Raw genomic sequence first — 17,647 nt, forward strand, 5'->3', positions numbered from 1 at the left:
GTTTGTAATGGAACTTGATTTAACTAAAGCTAAAGAGTTTTACTCCAAAATGCTTTTGATTCGGCGATTTGAAGAGAGGTGCGTAGAGTTTTATTCTAAGCAAAAAATTCGTGGTTTTTTACATCTTTACATCGGTGAAGAGGCTATAGCAGTGGGAATTATGAATGCATTGACTCCAGAAGATGCTGTTCTTGCTACATATAGAGAACACGGACAAGCATTAGCAAAGGGAGTAAGTGCAAACAGCATCATGGCAGAGTTGTTTGGTAAGCAGGAGGGAACTTCTCGTGGACGAGGCGGTTCTATGCATCTTTTTGATGCAAATACACGATTTTATGGAGGTACTGCCATAGTTGCTGGTGGCTTACCTCTTGCTGTTGGAATGGCATTAGCAGATAAAATGATGAAACGTAATCGTGTAACAGTTTGTATGTTTGGCGATGGTGCAGTTGCTGAGGGTGAGTTTCATGAGTCGTTAAACTTGGCCGCATTATGGAATTTACCAGTTCTTTTTGTTTGTGAAAATAACCGTTATGCTATGGGAACTGCTTTAAATCTAACAGAGTCTGAAACAGATATTTATAAAAAGGCTGCCTCATACAAGATAGATTCAAAACAGATAGATGGAATGGATGTTGTAGAGGTGGCTAAAGCTGCTTCAAGGGCTGTAGAAGACATTAAAGATGGAAAAGGACCTCTGTTTCTTGAATGTCTTACTTACCGCTTTCGTGCCCACTCTATGTTTGATGCTGAACTATATCGGGAAAAAGTTGAAGTTGAGGAGTGGAAAGAAAAAGGTCCATTGGTTGTGTTTCAAAAGAGACTTGAAGAGATGGGACTATGGTCTGAGATGGATGTAAAAGAGCTTGAAGATGAAATAAAAACTATTATAGATGAAGCAGTAGAGTTTGCAGAGAATGGCACACTTGAACCTATAGAAGATTTAGAAAAATTTGTTTATTCGGAGGTGAGTAATGGATAATACTATTACATATCGAGAAGCTGTTAGAGAAGCTATCCGTAAAGCTATGCGCGAAGATGAACGAGTATTTTTAATAGGTGAAGATGTTGGTAATTATGGTGGTTCTTACGCTGTCAGCAGAGGACTTTTAGATGAGTTTGGCCGTGAACGAATCATAGATACACCACTTAGTGAATCAGCTTTTACCGGTGCTGGTATTGGTGCAGCAATGAATGGAATGAGACCAATAGTAGAAATTATGACTGTAAATTTCAGCCTTTTAGCACTCGATCAGATTATAAATAATGCTGCAAGTATGCTTCATATGTCTGGTGGACAGTTTAATGTTCCTTTAGTGATTCGTATGGCAACAGGCGTAGGCAATCAATTAGGTGCCCAACACTCACATTCACTAGAGGGATGGCTGTCATATATAGTTGGTGTAAAAGTTTTAACACCAGCAACAGTACAAGATGCTTATGACATGATTGGTTTGGCTTTGAGTGATCCAGACCCTGTTCTGGTTTTTGAGAACTCACTTCTTTATAATTCTAAAGGCTCACTCGACACTAAATCTACACCGATACCTATTGGAAAAGCCTTGGTTCATAGACCTGGTAAAGATATAACGATTTTAACCTATGGAATAAATCTTTTTAAAGCACTAGAAGCTGCCGAGACTTTAGCTAAAGATGGGATTGATGCGGAAGTAATTGACCTACGTTCTCTTCGCCCATTGGATGATGAGACAATTATGAAGTCAGTAGCCAAAACGCATAGAGTTGTCATTGTGGATGATGGGTGGAAGTCAGGCAGTATCTCAGCTGAGATTATGGCTCGCATTAATGAACAAGCATTTTATGAACTAGATGCTCCAATGGCTAGAGTGTGTACTCTCGAAGTTCCTCTTCCCTATGCTAAACATCTTGAAGATGCTGCCATTGTGCAGGTTGATAAAATTGTTGATACAACAAAGAAAGTGATGGTGCAATCATGAGCGAATTTCTTATGCCTAGTTTGGGCGCGGATATGGAATCAGCTATTTTGATGGAGTGGCTTGTTAAAGAGGGTGACAGAGTAACAAATGGTCAAGTTATAGCAGAAGTAGAGACAAGTAAAGGTGTTATAGAGATAGAAATATTTGAGGATGGCATTGTTGAAAAACTGTTAGTAAAAGAGGAGAGTGAATGCAAAGTTGGGGAGCCTCTTGCTATTATTGCTTCTGATGAAAAGAAACCTCTACATGTAGAAGAAAAACATGAATCTAAACAACCGGTTGTGCAAGAGACAAAAGAGGAACAAATAGTATCAGAGCCACCTAAACCGACAGCTTTACATGTAGAGCAAGAAGCGCGCCTAAAGATATCTCCTGCGGCTCGCAAAAGAGCGGGTGAGATGGGTGTTGATTTATCAAAGTTCGACCCTAAAGAGGGTGTTGTACAACTGAGTAAAATAGAGGCTGCTTCCACTACAGAACAAGAAGAACCAACAAAAATAGAATCAAAATCAGATGCTCATATAGAGAAAAATAGTGGTATGCGTCAAGCCATAGCAGCTGCCATGAGTCGCTCCAATGCTGAAATACCACACTATTACCTTTCAACTTCAATCAACATGACACCGGCACTAAAATACCTGGAAGAACTAAACAAAAAACGCAGTATCAAAGATAGAATACTCCCTGTTGCCATTTTAATTCGTGCAGTTGTTCTATCACTAAAAGAGGTCCCTGAGCTAAACGGTTTTTGGCAAGATAATTCACACCAGATAAGCAAAGAGATTCATCCAGGTATCGCCATAGCACTCCGAAAAGGGGGATTAATTACCCCTGCACTATTAAATGCAGATATTATGACTATAGATGACACAATGAACTCTTTAAGTGATTTGATAACACGAACTCGTGGTGGTAAACTTCGCTCGAGCGAGATGATTGCTCAAACAATTACCATCACAAACTTGGGTGATTTAGGGGTAGAGAGCGTATATGGAGTTATTTATCCTCCACAACTAGCAATTGTAGGGCTTGGAGCTATCATAGATTCTCCTTGGGCTGAGGGGGATTCACTTTGTGTGAGAAAAGTTATGCGGGCCACATTGGCCGGTGATCACAGAGCAACTGATGGTCGCACGGGGGGACTATTTTTAGACAAACTAAACAGCTATTTACAAAACCCAAAGGAGCTATTATGACAAAAGAGGAACTAAAACGGGCAATAATTGAGCAAATTTTGGAAATTGCCCCCGATGTAGATGAGAGTGAGATAGATCCAGATGCGAATATTCAGCGCTCTTTAGAGATAGACTCGTTTGATTTTTTAAAAATTCTTACATCCTTGAATGAAAAAGTTGGTATTGAAGTTCCTGAGGCCGATTATGCCAAGGTTGATACTGTCAAGCATATGGCTGAGTACTTCTCAAAACATTTGTAAACTGCAAAAAACATGAAAGTTATAGCTGCAATTAATGGAAGTATCACCGCAGAGAGCATGGCGTTTTATGCTTTGAAATATGCGCAAGTTCAAAATCTGACGCTTGTTCTGCTACATGTAGAGAATAAAAAAGATAATTTAGATGATGTTCATGCGAGCATGCAGAGGATAACCACCTTATCTGAATCCCAAAATATTAAAACTGAGCATGTACTCCTTAACGGCTCTACCCAAAAGGCTATCAAACTCTTTTTATCGAACACTTTCACAGACACCATTTTCTGTAGCACGCGGAAAAAAAAGAATCTGCTGAGCAACTCATTTAGCTTGCTCTTGACAAAAATGAACCTTAATGTTGATATTGCTATTGTCCGTATTACCAAGATAAGCAGTATTATGGATTTAGACAGTGTAGTACTCTCTATAAAAGAAGACAGACTCTCCGTTGAAAAGTTTACTTTTTTTTCAACAATCGCCTTGGCATTTAAGGCAGAGGGAGAGATATACTCCGTGTCAAGCATGTCAGTAAGGGAGCTATCAAGAGTAGATATACATAAAGCCAGAGAGAAGCTTGGTGTTATCAATCACAATCTAAGACACTACCTAAAACTCGCAAATATAATGAATTTTCCTCTTAATATCAAGCATGATTTTACCAATAGTGAATCCAAAAGCATATTTACCCATGTAGTAAAATCAGATGCTCAATTGGTTGTGATTGGTGCTAAACGATTATCAATAACATCATTTTTAAACAAAGAGATGCCTATAGAAAAGTTGATGCATGAAGCTTCTGTAAACACAATTGCCTATTACCCGAAAGAGAAGTAGCAATGCAGCCGTATAAACTGAACTCTCAGGAACTTTTTGAAAGCTTTCACACCTCAAAAAATGGCTTAAGCACAAAAGAGGCAAATCGCAGAATAGTCGATTTTGGTGAGAATAAAATTCAAAGCCAAATAAAGAAGAACTATCTTTTAGAGTATTTAAAACAGTATATACAGTTCTTCGCTCTTTTGCTTGAAGTAGCGGCTTTTTTGGCATTTATCGCCGATTATTACGCTCCTAATGAGGGGAATGACATTCTTGCCTATGCAATTTTGATAGCTGTAATTATTAATGCTACTTTCGCTTTTTGGCAGGAGTACAAGGCTGATAAAGCGATGGAGGCACTAGTAAAGCTTATGCCGAGCATAGTTACCCTTGTGCGAGATGGCGAGGTGAAAACTATTGATGCAAAAGATTTGGTTCCCGGCGATATTATTATTCTTGAAGAGGGGAATAAAATAGCTGCCGACGCTGTTTTGATAGAAAATACGACACTCTATATAAATACTTCATCACTAAACGGCGAATCAAGACCCTCAAGGCGTGACTTGAAGATTGACAGTAATATTACAAGAGCTTTAGATGCAAGAAATATGGTTTTTGCAGGTACTGCCGTTATTTCCGGAAGTGCAGAGGCAGTAGTAGTCTCAACAGGTCAAAGTACGGAGTTTGGAAAAATTGCAACACTTACAAAAAATGTTCAAAAAACTATCACCCCTATGCAAAAAGAGGTCATTCGTATTACCCATATTCTCACTATTATTGCCCTTGCCATGGGTCTGCTATTTTTTATATTTGGGGTCTTTTCAGAGCAGAACCTATTGATAGCCTCCATATTTGCCCTCTCACTCATTGTTGCAAATGTGCCGGAGGGTATGCTCCCGACCATAACTCTATCTCTATCTTTGGCATCTCAGCGTATGGCAAAGAGAAATGCACTTATAAAAAATCTTGATTCTGTCCAGACTCTAGGGAGTGCCACCGTTATATGCACTGACAAAACAGGCACTCTTACACGAAATGAGATGACGCTAAAAGAGCTTGTTTTGGCAGGTGGTGAACATGTAGCAGTTAGTGGAGAGGGGTATGCCACAGAGGGTGAGTTTAATTTTGACAATTCAAATGAGAGTTCACAAATCAGGCTAGATGAGATATTGACAGCAGGTTCTATGAACTGTCGTGCGACAATAGAGGATAAAAAACTTTTTGGAGATCCGACAGAACTTGCTATTGTGGTTGCCGCAAAAAAACGTAATATAGACTTAAGTTTATTAGAAAAGATTAATGAGATACCATTTACCAGTGATAGAAAAATGATGTCCTCTGTTTGTATAAAATCTGAAGAGAAGATTTTATACACAAAAGGTGCTGCTGAAGTTATCTTTGAAAAGGCGACACATTTTTTAGACAGCGACCAAATCATAAAAATTTTTGATGCTGATGCTAAAAAACGTATGCAAATGAGTGCAGAAGCTTTTGAAAATGAAGCATACCGTGTATTGGCAATTGCAAAAAATTCAAATATTGAAGAAGAGGGACTGACGCTTTTAGGTCTTGTAGCCATAATGGATTTGCCGAGAGAAGAGGTAAAAGGTGCTATACAACAGTGTAAAACGGCTGGAATACGCACTATGATGATTACAGGTGACAACTCTAAAACCGCTCAGGCAATAGCCAAAAAAATCGGTCTTGAATTTGATCGCATACTGACAGGAGATGAAGTGCAGATGTTGAGAGAAGAGGAGCTGGAAAAAATCCTATCAAAGGAGAGTGTACTTTTTGCCAGAATGGCGAGTAATCAAAAATTAAAAATTGCCATAGCTCTTCAAAACTGCGGGGAAGTGGTGGCAATGACCGGCGACGGAGTCAATGATGCCCCGGCACTAAAACGTGCAGACATCGGAATAGCTATGGGTATTTCAGGCACAGACGTAGCAAAAGAGGCCGCGGACATGATACTCCTTGATGATAATTTCAACTCAATTGTATCTGCTATAGAAGAAGGTAGAGCCGTATATTTTAATATTAAAAAATTTGTAACATATATACTCTCTTCAAATGTTCCGGAAATTGTCCCTTACATCTTGCACTTTTTTCTACTGATACCGCTACCGCTTTCAGTTATTCAAATCCTCTCAATAGACCTAGGTTCAGATATGCTCCCAGGGCTTGCTCTGGGGAGTGAAAAGCCTGAAAAAAACATCATGAAATCTCCACCCGTAGGAAGAGGCGAAAAGATTCTTGATTGGGAGGTGTTTAAAAGAGGCTACTTTTTTATCGGTGTTATTGAAGCGACTGCCGCTATGGTAGCCTTCATAAGCTTCTTATCTCTTCATGGATGGGAGTATGGAACTGTTGATTTGAAAAACCCTCTGTTGCAGTCTCAGGCAATGACTATGACTCTTTTAGGTGCAATAAGCTGTCAGTTGGTCAATGTTTGGACTATGCGCAGCTGGGAGTACTCAGCTTGGAGCGTTGGGTGGACAAGCAATAAGCTTCTTCTTGGGGCTATGGCTCTGGAGTTTTTATGGATTTGGATGATGCTGAGTTATGAACCGGTTCAAAAAATATTTCATACCGCTTATATCCCTCTCAATGAGTTATGGATATTGCTACCTTTTCCAATTATACTTTTTGTTAGTCATGAATACTATAAGTATACAAAACGTTCAGCGAAAACGAATTTAATTTTACTACAAGGAGATGAAGATGTCAGAAAAAGCATGGTTAAGTAAGAGACTTGAGTCGGGGAAAATATTGTGTCAAGCGTGTGCTCAAGCATGTAAGCTTGAAGAGGGTGAATATGGTATTTGTGGAGTTAGAAAAGTTGAAGGTGGTGAGTTAAGACTTCTAGTTTATGGTCTGGCCGCTGCTGTAAATGTAGACCCTGTAGAGAAAAAACCTATGTTTCATTTTTTACCAAAAAGCAGGGCCTTCTCTGTTGGAACAGTTGGATGTAACTTCTCTTGTAAATTTTGTCAAAACTATGATATATCTCAGTACCCAAAAGAGCATGAGCACAAAATTATAGGTCATGAACTTCCACCTGAAAACATAGTAAAGCTAGCACTGGAAAATGGGTGCGATTCGGTTGCATATACCTACAATGAGCCAGTTGTATTTTTTGAATATACTTATGACACAGCTAAGCTCGCACATGAGAGCGGACTAAAAAATATCTACGTTACAAGTGGATTTGAAACACATAAAGCGATAGATTTGCTTCAGCCTTATATAGACGGAATGAATATTGACATTAAAAGTTTTTCAGATGAGTTCTACAAAGAGATTTGCGGAGCAAGACTCGAACCTGTGCTTGAGTGTGTGAAGTATGCTCATGAGAAAGGGATATGGGTAGAGATTACAACGCTACTGATACCTGGGAAGAATGATTCTGATGATGAGATTCGCTCAATTGCAAAATTTCTGGCAGATATTGACACGTCTATCCCCTGGCATCTATCCGCTTTTCATCCAACATATAAGATGCTAGAACCTCCTCGCACTCCTGAATCTACTCTGCTTCGTGCCTATAGAATAGGTCAAGAGGAGGGTCTAAAATATCTCTATATAGGAAATATTGACAATGAAGATTACGAATCAACCTACTGCCCAAAGTGCAACAAAAGAGTGATTGACAGAAGTGGAAATATTGGACAGTTTGTTACAAATGAACTAAATGAAAACGGTTGCTGTCCAAAGTGTGGCTATAAACTTGAAGGTGTGTGGAGTTAATATTTTCAATTAACTATACGCATTACCTCTTGTAAACTGGTAGTTCCATTGAGGAGTTTTTGAAGGGCATCAGTTTTCATATCAACGCTACCAGTGCTGCGAACATAATTTTGTATCTCTATACTGCTTTTATCATGTTCAATCATATCTCTAATTACCTCATCAACCTGCAACAGTTCTATAATAGCTAGACGCCCAACATAACCGCTTTGTCTACAGTGTTCACATCCTACTGCTTCATATAGTTTTACTCTCTCATCCCCAAGCGATAAGATTGTTTCAGCTGAATCAGAAAAGTATTTAATTAGCTCATCTCGAGAGAGTTCTACCTCTTTTTTACACTCATTGCAAAGCCTTCTCAGTAGCTTTTGCGATACTATGCTGAGAAGTCCATCAGCCAAAAGATACTTATCAACTCCAAGATCTTTAAGACGCGCTATTGTTGTAATTCCACTACTACCTGAGAGTGTTGATAAAATCAGATGACCTGTTGCAGAACTCTGTATTGCCAACTTCGCTGTTTCTTCATCAAGAATTTCACCAATTGCAATTACATCAGGATCCTGCCGTGCTATGGAATGAAGTGCCTTGTTGTATGTATAATTTGAGCGGGTATTAATCTGCACCTGATTAACAAATGGTAGATGGTACTCTACCGGTTCTTCAACGCTTACTACATTTCTCTTTAGTATGTCAATTTTACGTAGCATTGCATAGAGAGTTGTTGTTTTCCCACTTCCACTAGCACCTATTATAAGTATGATTCCACTATTTTTTTGTAGATTTTGACTAAGTTGCTTGGCCAAGTTTGATTCAAAACCAAGATTTTCTAAAGTTAAAAGCTTGAAATTTTCCGGCATAAGCCTCAATGCAAGTTTTTCTCCATTTATTACTGGAATAATAGATGCCCTAATATTATAATTATTCTGAAAAAACTCAAAATCAAAATCACCATTTTGTGGTAATAAGTGTTGAGCAATATCAAGTTTAGCAAGTACTTTTATCCGTAAAATTATATGATTATGCACTGCTGATGGTATAGAAAATGAGTGTTTTAATACACCATCAATCCGGTAAAAAACATGTGAAGTCAACCGTTCTGGCGTAATATGAATGTCGGTGACACGATCTTTTAAGGCATTGCTAATAATAAAGTTAACAAAAGTAATTATATCAATCTCTTTTTTTTCAACGGAGTCCTTAATCATATCGTTGATTTTGTTTTCAATCGGATAATCAAGTTGCTCATAATAAAACTGAATATACTTTCCAATCGCTTTAGTATCGCTTACTGCAAAACGAATTGGATAACCCGTACTCTCTTGAAGGTATTCTAAGATTGTCTCATCATTTGGCCATGCTGTTACAACTACAAGTACATCTTCGTCTATTTTTAAAGGCAGTATCATATTAAAAACAGCAAACTCACTGTCAATTAACTTCAATGTATCTCGTGTAGGGACATAACTGTCTAAATCAATATACTCAAGATTGTTTTGCTTTGCTATAGCGTGAGCCAATTCATCTGTTGTAACAAAATTAAGTTTTACAAGAATTTCACCAAGGGCTTCATTTGTTGCTTTTTGTACATGTAACGATGCTTCAAGCTGTTCTTGGGAAATAATTTCCATCTCTTTTAAAATCTCACCAATAATCTGAGCTGTCATAATTTGCACCTTTACATGTAATAGTAAAAGTTAGTATACAATATTATTTGTTAAAATATATTTTCAACAACAAAGCTTTAGAGAGTTTTTAAAATATACTTTGCCAAACTTAGAGCTTTTGAGCGATGCGACAATTTTTTCTTAACTTCATCATCTAGCTCTCCTAATGTTTTATCAAAGCCTAGCGGAATAAACATAGGGTCATATCCAAACCCACCATCTCCAACCGATTCACTCAAGGCTGTGCCGTACATCCAACCATGAACACAATACTCACCTTTTTTTGTAACTATAGCTATTGCCGCCGTATAGTGAGCAGGGGATGATTTCACACCCTTAGCTTTAATATCTTCTATTAACTTATATAAATTATCTTTATCATCTGCATCTTTACCTGCATGTCTTGCGCTATAGATACCAGGTTTTCCATCAAGTATATCTACACTGATTCCGCTATCATCGGCTAAAACTATTATATTTTCATCATTTAATGCTTTAAAAACCGCTCTTGCTTTTATTAAAGCATTCTCTTTGAAACTATCTCCATCTTCAATAATTTCGAACTCTTCCATCAGTTCACTGTATGGAATAACTTCATAATCCTCACAAAGCGCTTTTATCTCTCTAACTTTACCTTTGTTAGATGTAGCCAATACCAACTTCACATGTAATCCTTACAGTTTACTTTATTCACGAACTTTTTTAATTCACAAAGTTAGTGTAAACAATCTTTTAAATATAATATCACCATTATATAGTATTTAAGGTGTCAAATGTTTAAAAAAGTCTTTCCTCTCTCAGCAATCCTTTCACTTAGGTTTTTGGGTCTATTCTTAGTTTTACCAGTTATATCAGTATATGCTCTTGGTCTTGAGAATTCAACACCACTTCTAGTTGGTGTAGTCGTCGGTGGATATGCCCTGACTCAAGCAATATTTCAAGTTCCTTTTGGAACAATGAGTGACAAAATAGGAAGAAAACCAACTCTTCTTGTTGGTCTTATTATATTTTTAATAGGTTCGGTTATATGCGCATACTCTACTGATATTTACACTCTTATGATTGGTCGTTTTCTCCAAGGTGCCGGTGCTATCGGTTCGGTTATCACTGCTATGATTTCTGATTTAGTTGAAGAAGAGATTCGCGGCAAAGCAATGGCTATCATGGGCGGTACAATTGCTCTTAGTTTTGCTCTTGCAATGGGTCTTGGTCCAGTTATTGGAGCTAAATATGGTGTAGCATCTTTATTTATTATCACTGCTGTTTTAGCAGTTTTTGCTATTGTTCTTCTTTTTACAAAAGTGCCGACTCCTCCAAGAATCAAACATATTTACCACGCAACGGCAAAAACTTCTGATATTTTAAAAGACTCTAATCTTTTAAATATGATAGTTATAAACGCAATGCAAAAAGGTCTTATGACTGTTGCTTTTGTTCTTATCCCAATTATTCTTACAAGTACAGACTTTGCTTGGGAAAAATCTGACCTCTATATGGCTTACCTACCTGCTATGATTTTTGGTTTAATTGCCATGGGTCCTGCTGCTGTTTTTGGTGAAAAGCACAATAAACCAAAACAGATATTTTTGATCTCTATTATTCTGTTTACTGGTTCATTTTTGATTATGGGGCTCACAACTGATAGTACTGTTTTTGTAGTTGGTGTTGTGATGTTTTTTATCGGCTTTAATATGATGGAACCTCTAGTGCAATCAATGATTACAAAGTTTGCAAAAGTACACCAAAAAGGTGCAGCTTTAGGAATTTCTAATTCTGTTGCATATTTTGCTACATTTATAGGTGGTATATCTGCGGGTCTTTTATTGGGGATTAGCGATAGAGAGACAATCGGTATATCAGTAGCTGTTGTTGCAACTCTATGGTTTTTGTGGACGCTGAAACTTCAAAATCCGACCAAACACTCTCATCTGTACCTTCCGCATGACAATGTAGATATAACAAAATTAACAAACCTAGAAAATGAGCATATCGCAGAGTGGTACATAAACGATAGCGAAAATATAGTTGTTGTAAAATATGTAACAGGAGCAATCACGCAAGAAGATTTAAAAGCTAAAATCTCTAAATAAATTATTGTAATTTGATGCTATACTAACATTATGAATAAAGATCAAATTACACTAAAAACTATATATAATCTCATCTTAGATAAAAAGCCCGCACTTCTTTATGGGCAAGTAATAACTCTTCTTGCTATACTTGTAAGCATCCCTGTTCCTCTTATGCTTCCACTTATGGTGGATGAAATTCTTCTAAATAAACCATCTTATTTTGTCAACAGTATCAACTATATTGTCGGCGAAACAACACCTTTTTACTATATTGCTTTAGTAACATTTGCTGTTATTTTTTTACGTTTTATATACTATATCCTAGGTGTTGCTATAACGAAAATTTTCACTAAAATATCAAAATATGTTACTTTTATGATACGAAAAAGGTTAATAGATCATTTGAAAGTAACATCCATGAATGAGTATGAGACATTGGGCAGCGGAGCTATAACTTCAAACCTGGTGACTGATGTAAATACACTTGACAGTTTTATTATGACTAGCGTTAGCCGTTTTGTTTCTTCTGTTTTAACACTTTTGGCTGTCGGCATTGTGATGATTGTTATTGACCCTATTTTAGGAGTTCTGATTTTAATAATTCAACCGCTAATTATGTTACTAAGTAAAAAGATGTCAAAAATAGTTGGTGCTTTAAAAAAAGAAGAGAATGAATCAATAGAGAATTTTCAAAATAATGTTGGAGAAACACTAGAACTTTATGGACAAATAAAAGCTAGTAACAAAGAAAACTACTTTTTCTATAATGCAATAGCACAAGCTAGAGATATTCAAAAAACTTCAAATGAGTATGGGTACAAAAGTATCGCTTATGAAAGACTATCCTACACTATATTTCTAGTAATGTTTGAACTTTTGCGTGCCTCTGGGCTTCTCTTGGTTGCATATAGTGATCTAAGCATAGGTATGATGTTCGCGATGTTTGGATATATCTGGTTTATAATGACTCCAGTTCAAGATATACTTTCTATGCAATACAGCTATGCTTCCGCAATGAGTGCACTAAAACGTATAAATAAAATTCTCACTTTAAAAACTGAGCATTCCGGTAACAAAATTTTAGATTCCCAACATGTAGATATTTCTCTGCACAATCTAAATTTCTCTTACTCTTTAGGTAAAAATACTCTTCAAAATATATCTTTAGAGATAAAAGCAGGCTCTAAAATAGCACTAATTGGAGCAAGCGGGAGTGGAAAAACTACTTTGGCTCAGATTATTTCAGGATTTTACGAGAAAAACAGTGGTTCACTAACTTATAATAATATAGAGATGGAAATATTAGATAAAACTTCACTAAGAGAAAAAATATTTTTAGTTCTGCAGATGCCAATACTATTTAACTCTACACTTAGATTTAATATTACCATGGGAGATGCAGGCATTAGTGATAAACAAATAAATGAAGCATTACAAATTGCTCAACTTAAAGAGATGATAGACTCTATGGAAGATGGACTAGATACAATTGTCGGACATCATGGTGTTAGACTCTCTGGAGGACAAAGACAACGCCTAAGTATTGCTAGAATGATTATCGCAAATCCTTGTGTAGTAATATTTGATGAATCAACTTCAGCACTCGATGTGCATACGGAGGCAAAACTTCATACAGCAATAGCTCCTATGTTAAATGACAAAACAGTTATAACAATCGCGCACAGATTAAGCACTGTAAAAAATGCTGACATTATTTATGTTTTAGATTCTGGTAAAATAGTTCAAAGAGGAACTCACAAAGAGCTAGAAGAGGAAGAAGGACACTATATAGAGTTTATTAAAAATCAATTACTGTAGAGATGATTATTTACAATTTCATCTCTACGTTGTGAAGAGGAAACTAGATATTACTTTTTAGGAAGAACATACATGTTGTAGTAGCGGCCTTCGAATTTTGGTGACTTATCCATAACACCGATATCTTCAACCATTGGCCAAATTCTTAAAAGAACCTCTCTTGCAGCTTGAGGATTAGCCATTTCACGGCCTCTCAAGAAAACACGAAATTTTACATGCTTACCTTGTTCTAAAAACTCTCTTGCATGTTTTACTTTATAGCTAATGTCATTTTCAGCAATTTTAACAGATAGTTTAATCTCTTTAACATCAATTTTAACTTGATTTTTTCTCTGCTCTTTAAGTTTTCTTTCTTCTTGGTATCTATATTTACCGTAATCCATAATTTTTGCAACAGGCGGTTTTGCATCCGGAGCTATTAGTACTAAATCCAAACCTAACTCATTTGCTTTTTCCATAGCCTCATCAAGAGAAATAATTCCTAAAGATTCTCCTCCATCTACATTACATCTTAGTTCCGTTGCACGGATATCGTCATTCATTATGACACGGTCTTTTTTAGTCAAAAATTTACCTCATTTATTTTAGTTTTTATAAGCGATAAGAACTCATCCTCGCTTAAATTATATTGTTCTCTAGTTCTACGGTCACGAATAGCGACTGTTTTACCTTCAACCTCTTCATCTCCTATGATAATCAACATAGGAACTCTTGATTTTTCTGCTGTTCTAATTCTTTTATTTAAAGAATCATTTTTAGAATATATCTCAAAATCAGCACCAATATCGATAAGTTTATCTGAAATTGACTTAGCATATTCTTTATGGGTATCGGCAATTGGAACGATTGCGACTTGTGTTGGAGCAATAAACATTGGAAATTCCCCAGCATAATGTTCAGTCAAAATTCCAATAAAACGCTCAAAAGACCCTAAAATAGCTCTATGAATCATAACTGGTTGAATTTTGTCATTATTCTCACCGTTATACTCTAGCTCAAATCTCTCTGGTAGATTAAAATCTAGTTGAATTGTTCCACACTGCCACTCACGGCCAATAGCGTCAGTTATTTTAATATCTATTTTAGGACCATAAAAAGCTCCTCCACCCTCATCTATTTCATAAGGAAGACTATTTTTATCCATCGCATTTTTAAGTGCTTGTGTAGAAACTTCCCACACTTCGTCATTTCCAACTGCTTTTTCTGGTTTAGTAGAAATCATCATCTTATAATCGAACTCAAAAGTTGACATAATTTTATCTACAAAATCAACAACTTCTATAATCTGTTCTTCTATTTGCTCCGTAGTACAAAAAATATGCGCATCATCCTGAGTAAATTCACGAACACGGAAAAGTCCATGAAGAGCACCAGTCATCTCATGACGATGGACTACACCATATTCAAAATATTTTATAGGTAAATCGCGGTAAGAGTGCAATTCATCTTCATATACTTTTATATGACCAACACAGTTCATAGGCTTAACACCAAACTCTATTTCATCTATGTTTGTAAAGTACATGTTCTCGCCGTAGTTTTGGTAATGCCCTGATGTTTTCCATAAGTCTGAACGAAGCATTTCTGGTCCACGTACAGGCTCATAGCCACGCTTACGGTGCGCTTTAAAAAGTAGAGACTCTAGTCTTGCACGAAGTCGCCCGCCAGCTGGAAGCCAGATAGGAAATCCTGCTCCAACCTCTTCACGAAATGTAAACATTTTCATCTCAGCACCAATCTTACGGTGATCTCTTTTTTCAGCTTCAGCTATCATTTCAAGGTGAGCTTTTAACGCCTCTTTATCTGCAAATGCGATACCATAAATACGAGTTAACATCTCATTTTGAGAGTCTCCACCAAGGTATGCACCAGCTATTTTAGTAAGCTTAAAATATCTGATTAAACCAATACTTGGAAGATGTGGTCCACGACAAAGGTCTTCAAATTCACCTTGTTTGTAGATGCTAACACTCTCATCTTGGATTCTCTCCATTACAGAAAGTTTTAAATGGTCATCTTTAAATTTACTTTTAGCTTCATCCATTGATATAGAGTACTTTTCAATTGGATATTTTTTCTTTGCAAATGACAACATTTGTTTTTCAATATTTTTTAAATCACCCTCACCAATTTCTGATTCTGTTTTAAAGTCATAGTAAAAACCTTCTTTTACCGTTGGTCCTACATAAAATTTTGCATCTGGGTAAAGAGACTTTATAGCTTGAGCCATAAGGTGAGCTGTTGAGTGACGTAGAACTTCTAAAGAATCCTCAGAGTTGTCAAGATGAATCTGTTCACCTTCAAACCCAAGCTCTTTAGCTGTTTGCAAGTCAATTATCTCATTATTATGTTTTATTGCGATTGCGTTCACTTATAATTTTCCTTTTTATAATTCTGTTTTTAAAACTGCACCATTAGATGCGTTAGAAACTAAAAGACTATATCTTTTTAGCCACTTTGATTTAACTTCATTCTTGTGAGGTTTCCAAGCAGCTCTTCTTTTAGCAATAATATCTTCACTTACGTTAAGTCGTAAAAGATGATTGTCAGTATCTAGCTCAATTTCATCGCCATCTTCTACAAGAGCTATAACTCCACCTTCAGCAGCTTCAGGAGAAATATGACCAATACTGGCTCCGCGGGTAGCACCGCTGAAACGACCATCTGTAATAAGAGCTACACTCTCACCAAGTCCCATTCCCATAATAAGTGAAGTAGGTGCTAGCATCTCTTGCATACCAGGACCACCTTTTGGACCCTCATAACGAATAACTACAACGTCACCAGCTTTAACTTTATGATTCATTATCCCAGCAAGTGCTTCTGGCTGAGAGTTAAAACATACTGCCGTTCCTTTGAACTGTTTCATATTCCCAGTTATTCCTGCAGTTTTAACAACTGCACCCTCTGTTGCAAGATTACCAAATAAAATTGATAAACCACCAACTTGAGAGTAAGCATTTTCATTTGTATGAATAATGTTTTCATCTAAGATTTTTGCATCAGCTATTCTTTCACCAAGAGTTTCGCCAGATACCATTAAAGAATCTAGGTGTAACAATCCGCCACGACGAGCAACCTCATTCATAACTGCGTTTACACCACCAGCTTTGTTTATATCATCCATATGAACAGTACTTAACGATGGAGATATTTTAGCAATATGTGCCACTTTATCAGCTATTTTATTGATGTTTTCAATTTTATATTCAATATCAGATTCTCTTGCTATTGCTAAAAGATGTAAAACAGTGTTTGAACTTCCACCCATTGCCATATCTACAACAAATGCATTATGAATAGCTTTTTCATTTAAAATATTTTTCATTTTAAATCTAGGATCTTCAGCCTTAGCCATTTCAACAACACGTCTTGCTGCTTTTTTAACAAGTTCTATTCTCTCAGGAGTCATTGCTAGTATAGTTCCATTACCTGGAAGGGCTATACCCATAGCTTCACAAAGAGTATTCATAGAGTTTGCAGTAAACATACCAGAACAAGAACCACCACTTGGACAAGCTTCACATTCTATCTCGTATAATTCTTCATCAGTCATCTTACCTTCAGCATGTTGACCAACAGCCTCAAATGCAGTAGCAAGATCAATAGGAGTACCATCTTTTTTATGTCCAGCAGCCATTGGCCCACCAGAAACAAAAATAGTAGGAACATTTACACGAAGAGCACCCATAATCATTCCTGGAACAATTTTGTCACAGTTGGGGATACAAATCATTGCATCTAATTGATGAGCATTCATTACAGTTTCTATAGAGTCTGCAATTATTTCACGAGAAGGAAGGGAGTAAAGCATACCTTCATGACCCATAGCGATTCCATCATCAACACCAATAGTATTGAATACAAATGGAACACCGCCTGCCTCACGAATGGCCTCTTTTACAATCTCTCCATATTCGTGTAAGAAGAAATGTCCAGGGATAATATCTATATAACTATTTGCTATTCCGATAAATGGTTTGTCAAAGTCTTCATCTTTAAGTCCTGTTGCACGAAGCAATGAACGATGAGGAGCTTTATCAAACCCTTTTTTAATAATGTCACTTCTCATAAAAATCCTTATACAATAATTGTTATTTTAATATAAATGCGATTATACCATTTTTTTAAATT

The 17,647-nt window shown here is 36.7% G+C and carries 14 protein-coding genes; 9 read left to right on the forward strand and 5 right to left on the reverse strand.

The features are described from left to right. The first annotated feature begins 7 nt into the window (after positions 1-7). The 7 genes from pdhA to amrS are packed head-to-tail and all read left to right on the forward strand — an operon-like array spanning position 8 to position 7,956. Complete coding sequence (pdhA, locus tag HUE87_RS11670) at positions 8-982, forward strand: pyruvate dehydrogenase (acetyl-transferring) E1 component subunit alpha (RefSeq protein WP_194366556.1); 975 nt, start codon at positions 8-10, stop codon at positions 980-982. Then, positions 975-1,958 (forward strand): alpha-ketoacid dehydrogenase subunit beta, encoded by a 984-nt coding sequence (locus HUE87_RS11675; RefSeq protein ID WP_194366557.1) that lies wholly within the window; start codon positions 975-977, stop codon positions 1,956-1,958. The genes pdhA and HUE87_RS11675 overlap by 8 nt, the downstream gene beginning before the upstream one ends. Further along, the gene (locus HUE87_RS11680) at positions 1,955-3,154 is read left to right on the forward strand and encodes a dihydrolipoamide acetyltransferase family protein (protein ID WP_194366558.1); all 1,200 of its coding nucleotides are present in this window, start codon (positions 1,955-1,957) and stop codon (positions 3,152-3,154) included. Before HUE87_RS11675 ends, HUE87_RS11680 begins: the two co-directional genes overlap by 4 nt. Beyond that, a complete protein-coding gene (locus HUE87_RS11685) occupies positions 3,151-3,393 on the forward strand; it encodes an acyl carrier protein (RefSeq protein WP_194366559.1) in 243 nt (80 codons plus the stop codon). The genes HUE87_RS11680 and HUE87_RS11685 overlap by 4 nt, the downstream gene beginning before the upstream one ends. Before the next feature lie 12 nt (positions 3,394-3,405). Next, positions 3,406-4,224 carry a universal stress protein gene (locus tag HUE87_RS11690; protein ID WP_194366560.1) on the forward strand — a complete coding sequence of 273 codons (819 nt, stop codon included), beginning with the start codon at positions 3,406-3,408 and terminating at the stop codon, positions 4,222-4,224. A 2-nt stretch (positions 4,225-4,226) separates the two neighbouring features. Beyond that, complete coding sequence (locus HUE87_RS11695; RefSeq protein WP_194366561.1) at positions 4,227-6,956, forward strand: cation-translocating P-type ATPase; 2,730 nt, start codon at positions 4,227-4,229, stop codon at positions 6,954-6,956. After that, a complete protein-coding gene (amrS, locus tag HUE87_RS11700; protein ID WP_194366562.1) occupies positions 6,931-7,956 on the forward strand; it encodes an AmmeMemoRadiSam system radical SAM enzyme in 1,026 nt (341 codons plus the stop codon). The genes HUE87_RS11695 and amrS overlap by 26 nt, the downstream gene beginning before the upstream one ends. 5 nt (positions 7,957-7,961) lie before the next feature. Here amrS and HUE87_RS11705 read toward each other — a convergent pair whose 3' ends face one another. Together HUE87_RS11705 and rdgB are read right to left on the reverse strand one after the other, a co-directional pair. After that, positions 7,962-9,623 (reverse strand): GspE/PulE family protein, encoded by a 1,662-nt coding sequence (locus HUE87_RS11705; protein WP_194366563.1) that lies wholly within the window; start codon positions 9,621-9,623, stop codon positions 7,962-7,964. 77 nt (positions 9,624-9,700) lie between these two features. Next, a complete protein-coding gene (gene rdgB, locus HUE87_RS11710) occupies positions 9,701-10,288 on the reverse strand; it encodes an RdgB/HAM1 family non-canonical purine NTP pyrophosphatase (RefSeq protein ID WP_194366564.1) in 588 nt (195 codons plus the stop codon). A 108-nt stretch (positions 10,289-10,396) separates the two neighbouring features. Here rdgB and HUE87_RS11715 point away from each other — a divergent pair, with 108 nt between their 5' ends. Both HUE87_RS11715 and HUE87_RS11720 read left to right on the forward strand, forming a co-directional pair. Further along, positions 10,397-11,713: an MFS transporter gene (locus tag HUE87_RS11715; RefSeq protein ID WP_194366565.1), complete on the forward strand. Its 1,317-nt coding sequence runs from the start codon at positions 10,397-10,399 to the stop codon at positions 11,711-11,713. Between the two features lie 30 nt (positions 11,714-11,743). Next, positions 11,744-13,513, forward strand: coding sequence for an ABC transporter ATP-binding protein (locus HUE87_RS11720; protein ID WP_194366566.1), 1,770 nt, complete (start codon positions 11,744-11,746; stop codon positions 13,511-13,513). 50 nt (positions 13,514-13,563) lie between these two features. Here HUE87_RS11720 and infC read toward each other — a convergent pair whose 3' ends face one another. Genes infC through ilvD form a run of 3 tightly spaced genes read right to left on the reverse strand, consistent with a single transcriptional unit; the run spans position 13,564 to position 17,585 of the window. Beyond that, complete coding sequence (infC, locus tag HUE87_RS11725; RefSeq protein ID WP_430732986.1) at positions 13,564-14,055, reverse strand: translation initiation factor IF-3; 492 nt, start codon at positions 14,053-14,055, stop codon at positions 13,564-13,566. 20 nt (positions 14,056-14,075) lie between these two features. Then, positions 14,076-15,884: a threonine--tRNA ligase gene (gene thrS, locus HUE87_RS11730; protein WP_194366568.1), complete on the reverse strand. Its 1,809-nt coding sequence runs from the start codon at positions 15,882-15,884 to the stop codon at positions 14,076-14,078. A 15-nt stretch (positions 15,885-15,899) separates the two neighbouring features. Next, positions 15,900-17,585, reverse strand: a complete 1,686-nt coding sequence (ilvD, locus tag HUE87_RS11735; protein ID WP_194366569.1) for a dihydroxy-acid dehydratase — start codon at positions 17,583-17,585, stop codon at positions 15,900-15,902. Positions 17,586-17,647 lie beyond the last annotated feature (62 nt).

It is taken from the genome of Candidatus Sulfurimonas marisnigri, from assembly GCF_015265475.1.
GTDB lineage: Bacteria > Campylobacterota > Campylobacteria > Campylobacterales > Sulfurimonadaceae > Sulfurimonas > Sulfurimonas marisnigri.

What these genes read in the sequence shown, in the direction of transcription:
- pdhA (WP_194366556.1), top strand. Translation starts at nt 8, where the DNA reads ATGGAACTTGATTTAACTAAAGCTAAAGAGTTTTACTCCAAAATGCTT.
- HUE87_RS11675 (WP_194366557.1), top strand. Translation starts at nt 975, where the DNA reads ATGGATAATACTATTACATATCGAGAAGCTGTTAGAGAAGCTATCCGT.
- HUE87_RS11680 (WP_194366558.1), top strand. Translation starts at nt 1,955, where the DNA reads ATGAGCGAATTTCTTATGCCTAGTTTGGGCGCGGATATGGAATCAGCT.
- HUE87_RS11685 (WP_194366559.1), top strand. Translation starts at nt 3,151, where the DNA reads ATGACAAAAGAGGAACTAAAACGGGCAATAATTGAGCAAATTTTGGAA.
- HUE87_RS11690 (WP_194366560.1), top strand. Translation starts at nt 3,406, where the DNA reads ATGAAAGTTATAGCTGCAATTAATGGAAGTATCACCGCAGAGAGCATG.
- HUE87_RS11695 (WP_194366561.1), top strand. Translation starts at nt 4,227, where the DNA reads ATGCAGCCGTATAAACTGAACTCTCAGGAACTTTTTGAAAGCTTTCAC.
- amrS (WP_194366562.1), top strand. Translation starts at nt 6,931, where the DNA reads ATGTCAGAAAAAGCATGGTTAAGTAAGAGACTTGAGTCGGGGAAAATA.
- HUE87_RS11705 (WP_194366563.1), bottom strand. Translation starts at nt 9,623, where the DNA reads ATGACAGCTCAGATTATTGGTGAGATTTTAAAAGAGATGGAAATTATT.
- HUE87_RS11715 (WP_194366565.1), top strand. Translation starts at nt 10,397, where the DNA reads ATGTTTAAAAAAGTCTTTCCTCTCTCAGCAATCCTTTCACTTAGGTTT.
- HUE87_RS11720 (WP_194366566.1), top strand. Translation starts at nt 11,744, where the DNA reads ATGAATAAAGATCAAATTACACTAAAAACTATATATAATCTCATCTTA.
- infC (WP_430732986.1), bottom strand. Translation starts at nt 14,055, where the DNA reads ATGAATGACGATATCCGTGCAACGGAACTAAGATGTAATGTAGATGGA.
- ilvD (WP_194366569.1), bottom strand. Translation starts at nt 17,585, where the DNA reads ATGAGAAGTGACATTATTAAAAAAGGGTTTGATAAAGCTCCTCATCGT.